15 protein-coding genes and 1 pseudogene are annotated in these 16024 nt (G+C 73.4%); 13 read left to right on the plus strand and 3 right to left on the minus strand.

Annotated elements, in window-relative coordinates:
• Nucleotides 1-316 precede the first annotated feature (316 nt).
• The 5 genes from tsaB to ABZ641_RS11785 all read left to right on the plus strand — a co-directional run bounded on the left by tsaB (nucleotide 317) and on the right by ABZ641_RS11785 (nucleotide 3750).
• Nucleotides 317-970 carry a tRNA (adenosine(37)-N6)-threonylcarbamoyltransferase complex dimerization subunit type 1 TsaB gene (tsaB, locus tag ABZ641_RS11765; protein WP_344621501.1) on the plus strand — a complete coding sequence of 218 codons (654 nt, stop codon included), beginning with the start codon at nucleotides 317-319 and terminating at the stop codon, nucleotides 968-970.
• A 31-nt stretch (nucleotides 971-1001) separates the two neighbouring features.
• A complete protein-coding gene (rimI, locus tag ABZ641_RS11770) occupies nucleotides 1002-1493 on the plus strand; it encodes a ribosomal protein S18-alanine N-acetyltransferase (protein ID WP_344621502.1) in 492 nt (163 codons plus the stop codon).
• On the plus strand, nucleotides 1486-2565 hold the full coding sequence (tsaD, locus tag ABZ641_RS11775) for a tRNA (adenosine(37)-N6)-threonylcarbamoyltransferase complex transferase subunit TsaD (protein WP_359981043.1): 1080 nt from the start codon (nucleotides 1486-1488) through the stop codon (nucleotides 2563-2565). Before rimI ends, tsaD begins: the two co-directional genes overlap by 8 nt.
• Nucleotides 2562-2819, plus strand: coding sequence for a hypothetical protein (locus tag ABZ641_RS11780; protein WP_359981045.1), 258 nt, complete (start codon nucleotides 2562-2564; stop codon nucleotides 2817-2819). The genes tsaD and ABZ641_RS11780 overlap by 4 nt, the downstream gene beginning before the upstream one ends.
• Nucleotides 2820-2901: 82 nt before the next feature.
• Nucleotides 2902-3750 (plus strand): polysaccharide deacetylase family protein, encoded by an 849-nt coding sequence (locus ABZ641_RS11785; RefSeq protein WP_344621505.1) that lies wholly within the window; start codon nucleotides 2902-2904, stop codon nucleotides 3748-3750.
• On the opposite strand, the gene ABZ641_RS11790 is transcribed toward ABZ641_RS11785, so the two are convergent.
• Both ABZ641_RS11790 and ABZ641_RS11795 read right to left on the minus strand, forming a co-directional pair.
• Complete coding sequence (locus tag ABZ641_RS11790) at nucleotides 3732-4901, minus strand: class I SAM-dependent methyltransferase (RefSeq protein ID WP_359981047.1); 1170 nt, start codon at nucleotides 4899-4901, stop codon at nucleotides 3732-3734. The two genes, ABZ641_RS11785 and ABZ641_RS11790, sit on opposite strands and share 19 nt — an antisense overlap.
• 78 nt (nucleotides 4902-4979) lie before the next feature.
• A complete protein-coding gene (locus ABZ641_RS11795; protein ID WP_344621507.1) occupies nucleotides 4980-5282 on the minus strand; it encodes a hypothetical protein in 303 nt (100 codons plus the stop codon).
• Nucleotides 5283-5530: 248 nt separating this feature from the next.
• Between ABZ641_RS11795 and groES the strand changes: the two genes are divergently transcribed.
• From groES to ABZ641_RS11810, 3 genes are all read left to right on the plus strand, one after another.
• Nucleotides 5531-5836: a co-chaperone GroES gene (groES, locus tag ABZ641_RS11800; RefSeq protein ID WP_014136232.1), complete on the plus strand. Its 306-nt coding sequence runs from the start codon at nucleotides 5531-5533 to the stop codon at nucleotides 5834-5836.
• Between the two features lie 93 nt (nucleotides 5837-5929).
• Nucleotides 5930-7561 carry a chaperonin GroEL gene (gene groL / locus ABZ641_RS11805; protein ID WP_263104981.1) on the plus strand — a complete coding sequence of 544 codons (1632 nt, stop codon included), beginning with the start codon at nucleotides 5930-5932 and terminating at the stop codon, nucleotides 7559-7561.
• Nucleotides 7562-7951: 390 nt separating this feature from the next.
• Nucleotides 7952-8953, plus strand: coding sequence for a LysR family transcriptional regulator (locus tag ABZ641_RS11810; protein WP_344621508.1), 1002 nt, complete (start codon nucleotides 7952-7954; stop codon nucleotides 8951-8953).
• Between the two features lie 91 nt (nucleotides 8954-9044).
• On the opposite strand, the gene ABZ641_RS11815 is transcribed toward ABZ641_RS11810, so the two are convergent.
• Nucleotides 9045-9374 (minus strand): WhiB family transcriptional regulator, encoded by a 330-nt coding sequence (locus ABZ641_RS11815; RefSeq protein ID WP_030263366.1) that lies wholly within the window; start codon nucleotides 9372-9374, stop codon nucleotides 9045-9047.
• A gap of 580 nt (nucleotides 9375-9954) precedes the next feature.
• On the opposite strand from ABZ641_RS11815, the gene ABZ641_RS11820 reads away from it, so the two are divergent.
• From ABZ641_RS11820 to ABZ641_RS11840, 5 genes and pseudogenes are all read left to right on the plus strand, one after another.
• Nucleotides 9955-10566 (plus strand): response regulator transcription factor, encoded by a 612-nt coding sequence (locus ABZ641_RS11820; protein WP_014136228.1) that lies wholly within the window; start codon nucleotides 9955-9957, stop codon nucleotides 10564-10566.
• Between the two features lie 249 nt (nucleotides 10567-10815).
• On the plus strand, nucleotides 10816-11508 hold the full coding sequence (shbA, locus tag ABZ641_RS11825; protein WP_344621509.1) for an RNA polymerase sigma factor ShbA: 693 nt from the start codon (nucleotides 10816-10818) through the stop codon (nucleotides 11506-11508).
• Nucleotides 11509-11788: 280 nt separating this feature from the next.
• Nucleotides 11789-13291 (plus strand): IMP dehydrogenase, encoded by a 1503-nt coding sequence (guaB, locus tag ABZ641_RS11830; protein ID WP_344621510.1) that lies wholly within the window; start codon nucleotides 11789-11791, stop codon nucleotides 13289-13291.
• Nucleotides 13292-13459: 168 nt separating this feature from the next.
• Nucleotides 13460-14584, plus strand: a complete 1125-nt coding sequence (locus tag ABZ641_RS11835; protein ID WP_344621511.1) for a GuaB3 family IMP dehydrogenase-related protein — start codon at nucleotides 13460-13462, stop codon at nucleotides 14582-14584.
• A gap of 378 nt (nucleotides 14585-14962) precedes the next feature.
• Nucleotides 14963-15979 (plus strand): annotated as a pseudogene (locus ABZ641_RS11840) (serine/threonine-protein kinase); the annotation flags it as partial.
• Nucleotides 15980-16024 lie beyond the last annotated feature (45 nt).

Consider the following 16024-nt stretch of genomic DNA (forward strand, 5'->3'; position numbering starts at 1 on the left):
GTCGGCGGTCGCGCCGGCCGCCGCCCGGGCCTCCTCGGCCCGCGACTGCGCCCCCTCCGCCTGGACGGCCAGGAGCGCCACCACCGCCACGGCCCCCGCCGTCAGCCCGGCGACCACCAGGCCCGGAACCGTCCTCACCACGCACGCTCCCACCGCTCGCTGCCCGTGTCCGCCCCATCGTGCCAGGTCCGCGCCCGCCCGATGGCGCGATCCGATGGTGTGTTCCCACCCCCGGCCGCCGCCGCAGATACCGCCGCGGCCGTCCACCCCGCACCGCCGGGGCGACGGCCCCGGCCGACCCTCTAACCTTGATGCCGTGCTGCTGCTCGCGTTCGACACCGCAACCCCCGCCGTCACCGCCGCCGTCCACGACGGCACGGCCGTCCTCGCCGAGTCCTACGAGGTCGATGCCAGACGGCACGGCGAGCTGCTCCTGCCCACCATCGGCGACGTGCTGCGCACCGCCGGCGTCGACAAGCGCGAGCTCACCGCGATCGCGGTCGGCGTGGGCCCCGGCCCGTACACCGGCCTGCGGGTCGGCCTGGTCACCGCCGCCGCCCTCGGCCACGCGCTCGGCCTGCCCGTGCACGGCGTCTGCACCCTCGACGCGATCGCCCACCAGGCCCGCCGCGAGGGGCTGACCGGCCCGTTCACCGCCGCCACCGACGCCCGCCGCAAGGAGGTCTACTGGGCCGCCTACGACGAGGACGGCACCCGGACGGAGGGCCCCGCCGTCGACCGCCCCGGCGACCTGACCCCGCCGCAGCGCTCGGTCGGCGCCGGCGCCCTGCTCTACCCCGAGACCTTCCCCGGCGCGACCGGCCCCGAGCACGTCTCGGCCGGCGCCCTCGCCGACTTCGCCGCCGCCGAACTCGCCGCCGGCCGCGACCTGCTGCCCAACGCCCCGCTCTACCTGCGCCGCCCCGACGCCCAGGTCCCGGCCGGGTACAAGGCGGTGCTCCCCGCATGACCCGCCGGCCCGCCGCGGAGAGGGGCGTGGGATGGACGTGATCCTCCGCCCGATGCGGTGGTGGGACATCGAACCGGTCATGGACCTCGAACTGCGGCTGTTCCCCGAGGACGCCTGGTCGCCCGCCATGTACTGGTCCGAACTGGCCGAGGCCCACCCCGGCGGCACCCGCCACTACACCGTCGCCACCACCGAGGACGACCGCATCGTCGGCTACGCCGGCCTGATGGCCGTCGGCACCGAGGGCGACGTCCAGACCATCGCCGTCGACGAGCGCCTGCAGGGCGCCGGCCTCGGCACCGCGCTGCTCACCGACCTCGTCGAGGAGTCCGCCCGCCGCGGCTGCGCCGAACTGCTGCTGGAGGTCCGGGTCGACAACCTGCGCGCCCAGCGGCTGTACGAGCGGTTCGGCTTCCAGCCGGTCGGCGTCCGCCGCGGCTACTACCAGCCCGCGAACGTCGACGCGCTCGTCATGCGCCTCGACCATCCCACGCACGATTCGAAGGACCCGAAGAATGGCTGACGAACCGCTCGTCCTCGGCATCGAGACCTCCTGCGACGAGACCGGCGTCGGCATCGTCCACGGCACCACCCTGCTCGCCGACGCGGTCGCCTCCAGCGTCAACGACCACGCCCGCTACGGCGGCGTCGTCCCCGAGATCGCCAGCCGCGCCCACCTGGAGGCGATGGTCCCGACCATCCAGCGGGCCCTCGACACCGCCGGGATCAAGGCCACCGACCTCGACGGCATCGCCGTCACCGCCGGCCCCGGCCTCGCCGGCGCCCTGCTCGTCGGCGTCTCCGCCGCCAAGGCCTACGCCTGGGCCCTCGACAAGCCGCTGTACGGCGTCAACCACCTCGCCTCGCACATCTGCGTCGACCAGCTGGAGCACGGCCGGCTGCCCGAGCCGACCATGGCGCTGCTGGTCTCCGGCGGCCACTCCTCGCTGCTGCTCTCCTCCGACATCACCAGCGACGTCCGACCGCTCGGCGCCACCATCGACGACGCCGCCGGCGAGGCCTTCGACAAGGTCGCCCGGGTGCTCGGCCTCGGCTTCCCCGGCGGCCCGCACGTCGACCGCACCGCCCGCGACGGCGACGGGAAGGCCATCGCCTTCCCGCGCGGCCTCAGCGCCTCGAACGACCCCGCCTACGACTTCTCCTTCTCCGGTCTGAAGACCGCCGTCGCCCGCTGGGTCGAGGCGAAGCGCCGGGCCGGTGAGGAGGTCCCGGTCGCCGACGTCGCCGCGTCCTTCCAGGAGGCCGTCACCGACGTGCTCACCCGCAAGGCCGTCCGCGCCTGCAAGGACAACGGCGTCGACCACCTCATGATCGGCGGCGGCGTCGCCGCCAACTCCCGGCTGCGGGAGATGGCCCAGCAGCGCTGCGACCGGGCCGGCATCGTGCTGCGGGTGCCCCGCCCGGGCCTGTGCACCGACAACGGCGCCATGGTCGCCGCGCTCGGCTCCGAGATGGTCCGCCGGGGCCGCACCCCCTCCGCCTTCGACCTGTCCGCGGACTCCTCGCTGCCGGTCACCGAGGTGCACGTCCCGCACACCGAGTTCCACGCGCACGCGCACGAGTCGCTGCGGTGACCCGCGCCCTCATGTGGGAGGCCCGCGCCGCCGAGGGGCGGGCCGCCGAACTGGAGCGGTGGGTGCGCGAGGAGGTGCTGCCCGGCCTGCGCGCCGCCGCCCCCGAGCGCCTCGAACTGCTCACTGCCGAGGGCGACCGGGTGCTGCTCATCACCTGGTGGACGGGCGAGCCGGCGCACCTCCCCGATCCGCCGGACGGGTTGACCGCGCGACCCGTCCACCGCTGGTCGTTCACCCGTGCGCACGTCGAGTAGCGTGCCCTCCTGAGAGAACGCTGGACCCGGTGCGCACCGCCGCCGGGCCGGGTGGGGGGAGCGCACGTTGCCGAAGAGGTCCATGTCCTGTGCCGCGGGGGCGGCCGTCCTGCTGGTGGCACTCACCGCCTGCGGCAGCGGCGCACAGCACCGGGGGGCCCAGGCGCCGCCCTCACGGCCCGCCTCCTCCGCACCCGGCACCACCGCCGCGGCCGCGCCCGCCGCCCAGGACCGGCCGGCCGCGTGGGCCAAGTGGGGCCTCAAGCCGCTGCCCGCGGCCCCGGCCGCCCCCGCCGACAAGCCGGTCAAGCTGACCGCCACCGGGCCCGTCCCGGTCTTCAGCGAGGTGCGGACCACCGACAAGGTCGTCTTCATCACCATCGACGACGGCGCCGAGAAGGACCCGAAGTTCGTCGAGATGGCCACCGACCTCAAGGTGCCGTTCTCGATGTTCCTGACCCGGGACATCGTCCGCGGCGACTACGGCTACTTCAAGCCGCTGCAGGCCCTCGGCAACCGCATCCACAACCACTCCGTCGACCACCCCGCGATGAGCCGGCTCTCGCCCGAGCGCCAGAAGTCCGAGGTCTGCGAGGCCCAGACCGCGCTCACCGAGCAGTACGGCACCGCCCCGACGCTCTTCCGCCCGCCGTACGGCGACGGCGCGCACACCCCGTCGCTGGGCGCAGCCGTCCGCGCCTGCGGCCCGCGCGCCGTGGTGCTCTGGCGCGAGTCCATGCAGATCCACGACATGCAGTACCAGGCCGCCGACAAGAAGCTCCGCCCCGGCGACATCATCCTCGCCCACTTCCGCGGCCCCAAGGACCTCAAGGGCGAGACGATGACCACGATGTTCGGCGAACTGCTGGCCCGCATCCAGGAGCAGGGCTTCGCCGTCGGCCGCCTGGAGGACTACATCGCGGCCGGCTGACCCAGCATCATCAGCGGGCCGTCGTCCGTCCGGCTCAGGATCACCGTCACCTCGTGCGGGCCGCTCGGCTTCAACTGCCGGCGCAGCTCCTCCGGGGTGATGGCGATCCCGCGCTTCTTGATCACGACCGTGCCGGCGCCGCGCTCGCGCAGCAGCGCCTTCAGCCGCTTCACGTTGTACGGCTGCACCTCGCCGATCTCGTACGCGTGGGCGAAGGGGGTCGGCACCAGCTCGTCCGCCGTCACGTACGCGATCTGCGGGTCGACCAGCCGGCCGCCCACGCTGCGCGCCACGTCCGCCACCAGGCCGGCCCGGATCACCGCGCCGTCCGGCTCGTACAGGTAGCGGCCGACCGGGCCGGCCCCGGCCCGGTCACCGGTGCCCGAGAGGCTGCCGCCACCCGGCAGCACCGTCGCCCGGTACGGCGCCGCCGCCCCGGTGCCGAACCAGATCACCGCCTCCTTCACCTCGCCGTGGTCGGAGACCCACTCCGCCTCCGCGCCCTCCGGCACCAGCTCGTGCGGGATCCCCGGGGCGACCTTCAGCGCCCCGAACGGCGTCCGCCGCGCCGCCTCCAGCGCCCAGGACAGCGGCGGGGAGTAGGCCTCCGGGTCGAAGACCCGCCCGCGCGCGGTGCGCCGCGCCGGATCGGTGAACACCGCGTCGAAGCCGTCGGTGTCCACCTCGGTGACGTCCGCGCAGCGCACCTCCACCAGCCCGGCGAGGCCGAGCGCCGCCGCGTTGGCCGCGGCCACCGCGCAGGTCAGCGGATCCCGGTCCACCGCCAGCACCGACACCCCGGCCCGGGCCAGCGCGATCGCGTCCCCGCCGATGCCGCAGCACAGGTCCGCCAGCCGCCGCACGCCCAGACCCGCGAACCGGGCCGCCCGCCACTCGGCGACGCTGCGCCGGGTGGCCTGCTCGACGCCGTCCGGGGTGAAGAACATGAGGTCGGCGTCCGCGCCGAACTTGGCCCGCGCGCGCTGCCGCAGCCGTGCCTGCTCGAAGGCGGCCCGCACCAGCTCCGCCGGGTGGTCCCGGCGCAGCCGGGTGGCCAGCGCCAGCTCCCGGTCGGGGGTGAACTCCCGCAGTTCGGCGAGCAGCGCCCGCCCCTCGTCGGTCAGCAGCGCCCGGAACGATTCGATCTCCACCCGGTCATTCTCTCCCGGGTCTCCCCGGGTCTCCCCGGGTCCCGCCGGGTCCCGCCGGGTCCGGGGCGCGGCCGCCGCTCAGTGGCCGAGCACGGACAGCGCGCCGGCGACCAGCGCCGGTCCGACGACCACCAGGGCCACCGGTGCGATCCGGTACCCGCGGCGCACGCTCACCGCGATCGCGGTGAGCGGCACGGCCACCGCGGCGGCCAACACGCCGATGCACGCCGCCACCACGCCGATGCCGCTGTCCGGGGTGGCCAGCGCGAACAGCAGGACGATCAGGGCGTACACCGCTCCGGTGCCGAGCGCCGTCTCGACGGCGAGCAGCCAGGCGGTGTGCAGGAGGTCCCGGGTGACGGAGGGTCGGATCGCGGTCATGCAGCCATCGTCCCAGCCGCGCCGGTGCCGCACATGAGTACGACTACTCACCCGCACCCGGGGACACCGGGCGACTGGCGTTGGCACTCTGGTTGACTGAGTGCTAACGGCGGCCTATGGTCGTTCCTGGCACTCCCCCCGGGGGAGTGCCAACGCGACGGAGCGCGCCTGACCCCCGCGACGGCAGGCCTGCGGACATCGCCCTTCCCTGTTAGACAACCCCGTAATCTCCGAAGGGGAGCTCGGACGTGACCACCAGCAGCAAGGTTGCCATCAAGCCGCTCGAGGACCGCATCGTGGTCCAGCCGCTCGACGCCGAGACCACCACGGCCTCCGGCCTGGTTATCCCGGACACCGCCAAGGAGAAGCCCCAGGAGGGCGTCGTCCTGGCCGTCGGCCCGGGCCGCTTCGAGGACGGCCAGCGCCTGCCGCTCGACGTCGCCGTCGGTGACATCGTCCTGTACTCCAAGTACGGCGGCACCGAGGTCAAGTACCAGGGCGAGGAGTACCTCGTCCTCTCGGCCCGCGACGTTCTCGCCATCATCGAGAAGTAAGCCGTAACGGCCCGCCCCGGAACCGCGTCAGCACTGACCCGGGCCGGGGCGTGCTTGTTGGTCCATACCGTAAGACCCTGAGGAAACGGGAACATGGCGAAGATCCTGCAGTTCGACGAGGACGCCCGCCGCTCGCTGGAGCGCGGTGTCAACAAGCTGGCCGACACGGTCAAGGTGACCATCGGCCCCAAGGGCCGCAACGTCGTCATCGACAAGAAGTTCGGCGCCCCCACCATCACCAACGACGGTGTGACCATCGCCCGCGAGGTCGAGCTCGACGACCCGTACGAGAACCTCGGCGCGCAGCTGGTCAAGGAGGTCGCCACCAAGACCAACGACGTCGCGGGCGACGGCACCACCACCGCCACCGTGCTCGCCCAGGCCCTGGTCAACGAGGGCCTGCGCAACGTCGCCGCCGGCGCCGGCCCGGCCGCCCTGAAGAAGGGCATCGACAAGGCCGTCGCCGCCGTCTCCGAGCACCTGCTCTCGGTGGCCCGCGAGATCGAGGGCAAGGACGACGTCGCCGCCGTCGCGTCCCTCTCCGCCCAGGACACCCAGGTCGGCGAGCTCATCGCCGAGGCGATCGACAAGGTCGGCAAGGACGGTGTCATCACCGTCGAGGAGTCCAACACCTTCGGCGTCGAGCTCGAGTTCACCGAGGGCATGCAGTTCGACAAGGGCTACCTGTCGCCGTACTTCGTGACCGACGCGGAGCGCCAGGAGGCGGTCCTCGACGACCCGTACATCCTGATCAACCAGGGCAAGATCTCCTCCATCCAGGAGCTCCTGCCGCTGCTGGAGAAGATCCTGCAGGGCGGCTCCCGCCCGCTGCTGATCATCGCCGAGGACGTCGACGGCGAGGCGCTGTCCACCCTGGTGGTCAACAAGATCCGCGGCACCTTCAACGCGGTGGCCGTCAAGGCCCCCGGCTTCGGCGACCGCCGCAAGGCGATCCTCGGCGACATCGCCGTCCTCACCGGCGCGACCGTCATCTCCGAGGAGGTCGGCCTCAAGCTCGACCAGGCCGGCCTTGACGTGCTCGGCACCGCCCGCCGCATCACCGTCACCAAGGACGAGACCATCCTCGTCGACGGTGCCGGCGACTCCGAGGCCGTGGCCGGCCGCGTCGGCCAGATCAAGGCCGAGATCGCCTCCACCGACTCCGACTGGGACCGCGAGAAGCTGCAGGAGCGCCTGGCCAAGCTGGCCGGCGGCGTCTGCGTCATCAAGGTCGGCGCCGCCACCGAGGTGGAGCTGAAGGAGCGCAAGCACCGCCTCGAGGACGCCATCTCGGCGACCCGCGCCGCGGTCGAGGAGGGCATCGTCGCCGGTGGCGGCGCCTCCCTCGTGCACGCCGCCAAGGTCCTCGACGGCGGCCTGGGCCTGTCCGGCGACGAGGCCACCGGTGTCGCGGTCGTCCGCAAGGCCCTGGCCGAGCCGCTGCGCTGGATCGCCCAGAACGCCGGCCTGGAGGGCTACGTCATCACCTCCAAGGTCGCCGACCTGGAGACCGGCCACGGCTACAACGCCGCCACCGGCGAGTACGGCGACCTGGTGAAGGCCGGCGTCATCGACCCGGTCAAGGTCACCCGCTCGGCCCTGGAGAACGCCGCCTCCATCGCCTCCCTGCTCCTCACCACCGAGACCCTCGTGGTGGAGAAGAAGGAGGAGGAGGCCGACAACGGTCACGGCCACTCGCACGGCGGCCACGGCCACTCCCACTGACGCGAGTCGCTCCCCGGAGGCCCGGCTCCTCCCGCCCACCCGGCGGGAGGAGCCGGGCCTCCGGCGTTCCCGGGAAGAGCGACCCCTCAGGGGCGCGGGGAACTGTGCGATCCGGGACGGGCCCACCCAGCGCGGACGGGCAAGGACAGCACGGGCGCGCGGGGGCATGCCGGCCGGGGCCGCAGGAGGACCGCGCGAAGGGGCGAGGACCCGTACCCGGGCATCCCCGCCGGGGCCGTGGCGCCACACGGGGGAAGCGGCGGGGATGCTGCCCCTGCGCCTCGCGCAGTGCGCCGCGCGCCTGCGGGGGATTCCCCCGGCGTCGGGGGAGCCCGTCCTGGGTGATCCGTTCGCTTCCGGCGGGGTCAAAGGGTGGCTTATAACTGAGCCATGATCGAGGCCCGCCACCTCCGAGTGCTCCGCGCTGTCGCCCGCACCGGTTCCTTCTCCGCCGCCGCGCGCGAGCTGGGCTGCACCCAGCCCGCCGTGAGCCAGCAGATGAAGGCCCTGGAGAAGTCGGTGGCCACCCCGCTGGTGGTCCGCTCCGGCAAGGGCATGCAGCTCAGCGAGGCCGGCGAGGTGCTGCTGAAGCACGCCTCCGGCATCCTGGCGGGCCTGTCCGCCGCGGAGGAGGAGGTCGCGGCGATCGCCGGCCTCCGCTCGGGCCGGGTGCGCCTGGTGTCCTTCCCGACGGCGAGCTCCACGCTGGTGCCGAAGGCGGTGGCCCAGCTCCGGGCGGCGCGCCCGGGCATGCGCGTGTCGCTGGTCGAGGCCGAGCCGCCGGAGTCCCCGGCGATGGTGCGGGCGGGGGAGTGCGAGGTGGCGCTGGCGTTCCGCTACCCGGACTCGCAGGGCGGTGCCGCGGTGGTGCCGTCCCCGCACGCCTCGGCCCGCGAGGCCAGGGCCGAGGCGGCGCTGGAGGCCGCGGCGTCCGCGGCCGCGACCGACTGGTCCGACCTGGTGGTGCAGCCGCTGCTGGACGACCCGATGGTGGTGCTGGTGCCGGCCGGGCACCGGCTCGCGGGCCGGGACGGCGTCCCGGTGGGGGTGGGCGAGCTGGCGGACGAGCAGTGGATCGCGGGCTGTCCGCAGTGCCGGGGCCACCTGGTGGAGCTGTGCGCGGGTGCCGGCTTCCAGCCCCGGATCGACTTCGCGACCGACGACTACCCCGCGGTGGTGGGCCTGGTGGCGGCCGGGCTGGGGGTGGCGGTGCTGCCGGGCATGGCGCTGGACGCGGTGCGGCGCGACGGGGTGGCGGTGGTGCCGCTGGAGACGGCCGCGGGCGAGCCGGTGCGCCGGGAGGTGGTCGCGCTGACCCTGCCGGACCTGGCGGGGGTGCCCGCGGTGGGGCTGATGCTGGATCAGCTGGCGGCAGCGGCCGCCGCCCGCTGATCGGTCGACGGCCGTCCGTCCTGGTCGCCGCTGAAACGTTTCTTCATGGCCGGTCCGGCCGGATCCCGCTGCGCCGAGCCCTGGCCGCGCGTCACTGCCGGACGTTCGCCGGCATCGCCAGCGGCACCTCGGCCAGCTGCCTGTTCCGCGAGCGGCCCAGCAGCTCCTCGCGCTCGTCCTCGGTCAGTCCGCCCCACACGCCGTACGGCTCCCGGACGGCCAGGGCGTGTGCCGCGCACTCGGCCCGCACGGGGCACCGCATGCAGACCTCCTTGGCACTGGCCTCGCGCGAGCTGCGCGCGGCCCCGCGCTCGCCCTCGGGGTGGAAGAAGAGAGAACTGTCGACGCCGCGGCAGGCGGCGGAGAGCTGCCAGTCCCAGAGGTCTGCGTTGGGGCCGGGGAGGCGGGAGAAATCTGCCATGGCTCATTCCCTTCAATGACTCAGGACTCGGGCTCGGATCGACGCGGTTGCAAAAAGGTCTCGGGGCCCGCCCGCTGCGGCGAGGCTGCTCGGGGCCGGTACGGACACCTGGAAATATGACTTACGGCTCCCAACAGGACAAGTCACCCACACACCGACACAACAGTCAATGACCGTATAGAAGCTATAAAAACGGACAAACGGGGCATGGTGGTGGTCAGGCTCCGCGTGGCAATCGGGTGGCAGTGCGCCGGTCGTCCCCGGGTACGGGCCCGGGACGTCGGGTGCGCGCGCCATGCGGACCGCGCGTCCGCTGCACGAATCTGCGGCGTGTGCACCGCGAGGCGCATGATCCGTGATGGGTCGGCCACGTACAGTGGTGGCGATGGCCCCGAAGGCCGTAACTCATTCGAGTGACGGTCGTTGGATGTACGGAGGCGGTTAGCAAGCGCTGGACGTCGGGAACGATCGCGGTGGCATCGGCGATCAGAACGGGGTCCGTCGCCAGTCGGCCGTGTCGGAGAGGTTTCGTACCAGCCAGGAGGCTCAACGTGACGCGGATCAGCTGCGGAGGACGGTCATGACATCCGTACTCGTCTGCGACGATTCCCCGCTCGCCCGGGAGGCGCTTCGCCGAGCGGTCGCGACCGTGCCCGGCGTCGACCGGGTGACCACTGCGACGAACGGTGAGGAGGTCCTCCGCCGCTGGGTGGCCGACCGCTCCGATCTCGTTCTGATGGACGTCCGGATGCCCGGCCTCGGCGGGGTGGAGACGGTCCGGCGGCTGCTGTCCGCCGACCCGGGCGCCCGCATCATCATGCTCACCGTCGCCGAGGACCTGGACGGCGTGGCGCTCGCGGTCGCCGCCGGCGCCCGCGGCTACCTGCACAAGGACGCCTCGCGCGCCGAACTGCGGGCCACCGTCACCCAGGCGCTCGCGGACCCGACGTGGCGGCTCGCGCCGCGTCGGCTGCGCAGCCCCGACATGGGGGCGGCGCCGACGCTGACGGCCCGTGAGATCCAGGTGCTGGAGGGCATGAGCCACGGCCGGAGCAACGCGGAGATCGGCCGCGAGCTGTTCCTCTCCGAGGACACGGTCAAGACGCACGCCCGGCGCCTGTTCAAGAAGCTCGGCGCGTCGGACCGCGCGCACGCCGTGGCGCTCGGCTTCCGCTGGGGCCTGGTCCGCTGACGGGGCGGCCGCGCCGCGGCTCCCCGGGCCCGGACGTGTGACGTCGTGGTCCCGAGGCTGCACCATGGAGGAGTGGAGCACCTCGGGAACCAGCGGACGGGTACTGCGGAGACGAGTGCAGCCGCAGCAGGAACGACGGGCACAGGGGCGGGAGGCGGTGCGGTGGGTACGGCGATCACGCATAACGTTCCGATGCACAACTCCGGACGCGGTGCCGCGTTCGCCGGAACGACCAGGCACCATGGACCGATGCGTGACGACGAGGCCGGCGCCCCCGGCGAGGCCCGGCCCGACCCGGCTCCGCCCAGCGGTCCGGGCGATGCGTCGTACGCGGACACCGGTGCACCGCGCCGGCCCGTGCTCGGCAGCGGGGCGTCGCCCCAGCTGAACGAGGTCGTGGCGGCCGCCGTCGCCGGCGAGGGCCCGGCCGTGGACGCCCTGCTCGCCTACGTCCACCCGCTGGCGCTGCGCTACTGCCGGGGCCGGCTCGTCCGGCTGCCCGGCGGCGCCCGGCACCACGTGGACGACGTGGTGCAGGAGGTCTGCGTGGCGGTGCTCTGCGCACTGCCGCGCTACCGCGACGAGGGCCGGCCGTTCGAGGCCTTCGTGTACGGCATCGCCGCGCACAAGATCGCCGACCTGCAGCGGGCCGCGATGCGCGGCCCCGGTTCCACCGTGATCCCGCCCGACGACCTGCCGGAGACCCCGGACGAGTCGCTCGGCCCGGAGGAGCGCGCCCTGCTCAGCAGCGACGCCGCCTGGATCAAGGAACTGCTCTCCAACCTGCCGGCCCGCCAGCGCGAACTCGTGCTGCTGAGGGTGGCCGCCGGGCTGTCCGCGGAGGAGACCGGCGAGGTGCTCGGGATGTCCCCGGGCGCCGTCCGGGTCGCCCAGCACCGTGCGCTCAGCCGACTTCGCGCGCTCGCGGAAGAGTCCTCCTGACTTCTGCGTTGTCAAGGAGAGCGCCAACCGACACTCCGGACACCAGTACCATGAGGTATCGGCGCCTGGGCAGGTCGCCAAAGTTTCGTGGGTGCGACCGGGGTTCCCTTGGAGGAACCTCCGAGCATTGCGGCGTCTTGGCGGTCCGCCCGTGCCGGTGTGCGCGGGTGCGGCGACGGTCCTGACCCAGGCCGACGCCCCGCCCTCCTGAGACCAATGCTCCGGACACCCTCAGCCGGAAGCGATCAGATCAACGGCCGCCACGGAAGGTCCCCACACAATGTCTTACAACGCCGCAGGCGTACCCGAGAAGTTCGCGATGCTCGGACTCACGTACGACGACGTCCTGCTGCTGCCCGGGGCCTCCGAGGTGCTGCCGAACCAGGTCGACACCTCCTCGCGGGTCTCCCGCAACGTCCGGGTGAACATCCCGCTGCTCTCGGCGGCGATGGACAAGGTCACCGAGTCCCGGATGGCCATCGCCATGGCCCGCCAGGGCGGCGTCGGCGTGCTGCACCGCAACCTGTCGATCGAGGACCAGGTCGGCCAGGTCGACCTCGTCAAGCGCTCCGAGTCCGGCATGGTCGCCGACCCGATCACCGTCGGCCCGGAGGCCACCCTCGCCGAGGCCGACGCCCTCTGCGCGCGGTTCCGGATCAGCGGCGTGCCGGTGGCCGACCCCGAGGGCCGCCTGCTGGGCATCGTCACCAACCGCGACATGGCCTTCGAGACGGACCGCACCCGCCAGGTCCGCGAGATCATGACCCCGATGCCGCTGATCACCGGCAAGGTCGGCATCTCCGGCGAGGACGCCATGGCGCTGCTCCGCCGCCACAAGATCGAGAAGCTGCCCCTGGTCGACGAGGACGGCCGGATCAAGGGCCTCATCACGGTCAAGGACTTCGTCAAGGCCGAGCAGTACCCGAACGCCGCCAAGGACTCCGAGGGCCGCCTGCTGGTCGGCGCCGCCGTCGGCGCCTCCGCCGAGGCCTTCGACCGCGCCCAGGCCCTGGTCGGCGCCGGCGTCGACTTCCTGGTCGTCGACACCTCGCACGGCCACAGCCACAACGCCCTCGCCTGGATCGCCAAGATCAAGGCGGCGGTCAAGGTCGACGTCATCGGCGGCAACGTCGCCACCCGTGACGGCGCCCAGGCGCTGATCGACGCCGGTGTCGACGGCGTCAAGGTCGGCGTCGGCCCCGGCTCCATCTGCACCACCCGCGTGGTCGCCGGCATCGGCGTGCCGCAGATCACCGCCATCTACGAGGCCGCCCTCGCCTGCCGCGCGGCCGGCGTGCCGGTGATCGGCGACGGCGGCCTGCAGTACTCCGGAGACATCGGCAAGGCGCTCGCCGCCGGTGCCGACACCGTGATGCTCGGCTCGCTGCTGGCCGGCTGCGAGGAGTCGCCCGGCGAGCTGCAGTTCATCAACGGCAAGCAGTACAAGTCCTACCGCGGCATGGGCTCGCTCGGCGCCATGCAGTCCCGCGGCCAGGGCCGCTCCTACTCCAAGGACCGCTACTTCCAGGCCGAGGTCGCCTCGGACGACAAGCTCGTGCCCGAGGGCATCGAGGGCCAGGTGCCCTACCGCGGCCCGCTGTCGGCGGTGCTGCACCAGCTGGTCGGCGGCCTGCGGCAGACCATGGGCTACGTCGGCGCGGCCACCGTCGCCGAGATGGAGAGCAAGGGCCGGTTCGTCCGGATCACCGCGGCCGGCCTCAAGGAGAGCCACCCGCACGACATCCAGATGACCGTCGAGGCGCCCAACTACAGCAGCCGCTGAGCGACCGGCACGACCGCACCCCCAGGGGCGCGCGGGGAGGTCTCCCCGCGCGCCCCTGGCGCATGCCCGTGTCGCGGACGGTGGGGCGGCCGCCGGGACCGGTGCGGGATACTGGGGGGCGGCCGGGGTGACCCGGCCGGCAGATGCACAGCAGCAGAAGGGCTCGAAGTGACTGAGATCGAGATCGGGCGAGGCAAGCGCGGCCGCCGGGCGTACGCCTTCGACGACATCGCCGTCGTCCCCAGCCGCCGTACGCGGGACCCGAAGGAGGTCTCGATCGCCTGGCAGATCGACGCCTACCGCTTCGAGCTGCCCTTCCTGGCGGCCCCGATGGACAGCGTGGTCTCGCCCCAGCAGGCCATCGCCATCGGCAGGCTCGGCGGCCTCGGCGTGCTCAACCTCGAAGGCCTCTGGACCCGCTACGAGGACCCGCAGCCGCTGCTGGAGGAGATCGCCGCCATCTCCGACGAGGCCGACGCCACCCGCCGCCTGCAGGAGATCTACGCCGAGCCGATCAAGGCCGAGCTGATCGGGCAGCGGATCAAGGAGGTCCGCGACTCCGGCGTGGTCACCGCCGCCGCCCTCTCGCCGCAGCGCACCGCCGAGTTCTCCAAGGCCGTCGTCGACGCCGGTGTGGACGTGTTCGTGATCCGCGGCACGACCGTCTCCGCCGAGCACGTCTCCTCGGCCGCCGAGCCGCTCAACCTCAAGCAGTTCATCTACGAGCTCGACGTGCCGGTCATCGTCGGCGGCTGCGCCACCTACACCGCGGCGCTGCACCTGATGCGCACCGGCGCGGCCGGCGTGCTGGTCGGCTTCGGCGGCGGCGCCGCCCACACCACCCGCAACGTGCTGGGCATCCAGGTGCCCATGGCCACCGCGGTCGCCGACGTGGCCGCCGCCCGCCGCGACTACATGGACGAGTCCGGCGGCCGCTACGTGCACGTCATCGCGGACGGCGGCGTCGGCTACAGCGGCGACATCGCCAAGGCCGTCGCCTGCGGCGCGGACGCGGTGATGATCGGTGCGGCGCTGGCCCGTGCCACCGACGCGCCCGGCAAGGGCCACCACTGGGGCATGGAGGCCGTGCACGACGACGTCCCGCGCGGCAAGAAGGTCGACCTGGGCACCGTGGGCACCATCGCGGAGATCCTCACCGGCCCGTCGCACACCCCGGACGGCACCATGAACCTCTTCGGCGCGCTGCGCCGGGCCATGGCCACCACCGGCTACTCGGAGCTCAAGGAGTTCCAGCGGGTCGAGGTCACCGTCAACCCGGCGCTGCACGGCTGATCCGCCGCTGCTGCTGCCCCCGGAGCCCCCGGCCGTCCCCGGCCGGGGGCTCCGGCGTGCCGGCCGGCGGCCGCCGGGACGTGGTGACGGTGTGTCAGCACGGCATCCAACGTGGAGTGATCGTGCGCCGGAGTGGGAGAATTCGTGAACGCGTGCGAGTCGATGGGACGATCGATCCGCGCGTGCCAGTGCTTTTTCGGCCACGAACGGGACGCGGGCCGGCCGCGGACCGTCCGAAGGGCGTGGGGCCGATTGGTCCCGGGCCGAAGCGACAGGGGATGATGGGCACTTGGCGTTCTGGGCCCCGGGTGCGCCGCCCGCTGCGGCCGGACGCGCCGTCATGACCACACGGCCAGCAACACATGGGGGAGCGCACCGATGACGCAGCCGCAGGAGCCCACCGGCCGTCTGCTCGCCGGCCGGTACCGCTTGAACGACGTCCTCGGCCGTGGCGGGATGGGCACGGTCTGGCGGGCCGAGGACGAGATGCTCGGCCGGATCGTCGCGGTCAAGGAACTGCGGATGACCGACGCCGTCGACGAGGACGAGAAGCACCGCCTGATCGTCCGGACCCTGCGCGAGGCCAAGGCCACCGCGCGGATCCGGCACACCGCCGCCGTCACCGTCTTCGACGTGGTCGAGGAGGACGAGCGGCCCTGGATCGTCATGGAGCTGGTCGAGTCCCGCTCCCTCGCCGACGTCATCAAGGACGACGGCCCGCTGGAGCCCGCCCGCGCCGCCGCGATCGCCCTCGACGTGCTGGGCGTGCTCTGCGCCGCCCACGAGCACGGCATCCTGCACCGCGACGTCAAGCCGTCCAACGTGCTGATCGGCGACGACGGCCGGGTGGTGCTCACCGACTTCGGCATCGCGAGCGTCGAGGGCGACACCTCCGTCACCTCCACCGGCATGCTGGTCGGCGCCCCCTCGTACATCTCGCCGGAGCGGGCCAAGGGCAGGAAGCCCGGCCCGCCGGCCGACATGTGGTCGCTCGGCGGCACGCTCTACTCCATGGTCGAGGGCAAGCCCCCGTACGACCGCGGATCGGCGCTCGCCACGCTCACCGCCGTGATGACCGAGGACCTCGCCCCGCCGCTCAACGCCGGCCCGCTGCGGCCGGTCATCGAGGGGCTGCTGGAGAAGGACCCGGACCGGCGCCTGGACGCCTCGGCGACCCGCGCCCAGCTGCGGCGGATCGTCGCCGAGTCCACCGCCCGGGCCGAGGCCACCACCCAGCAGGCCGTCCCGCTGGCCGGTGCCGAGCGCACCACGACGGCGGCGGCGGCCGCTGCCGCGGCTGCCGCCGCCGGCACCGCGAAGCCGTCCGGGAAGCCCACCGCGGAGCCCGCCGCCCCGCCGGCCTCCGCACCCGCCGGCTCACCGCGCCCACCTTCAACGGCCTGAAGAACTGGACGTACCTCTTCGCGCACTACCCGTTCT

The organism is Kitasatospora sp. NPDC007106 (genome assembly GCF_040634455.1).
Lineage (GTDB): Bacteria > Actinomycetota > Actinomycetes > Streptomycetales > Streptomycetaceae > Kitasatospora > Kitasatospora arboriphila.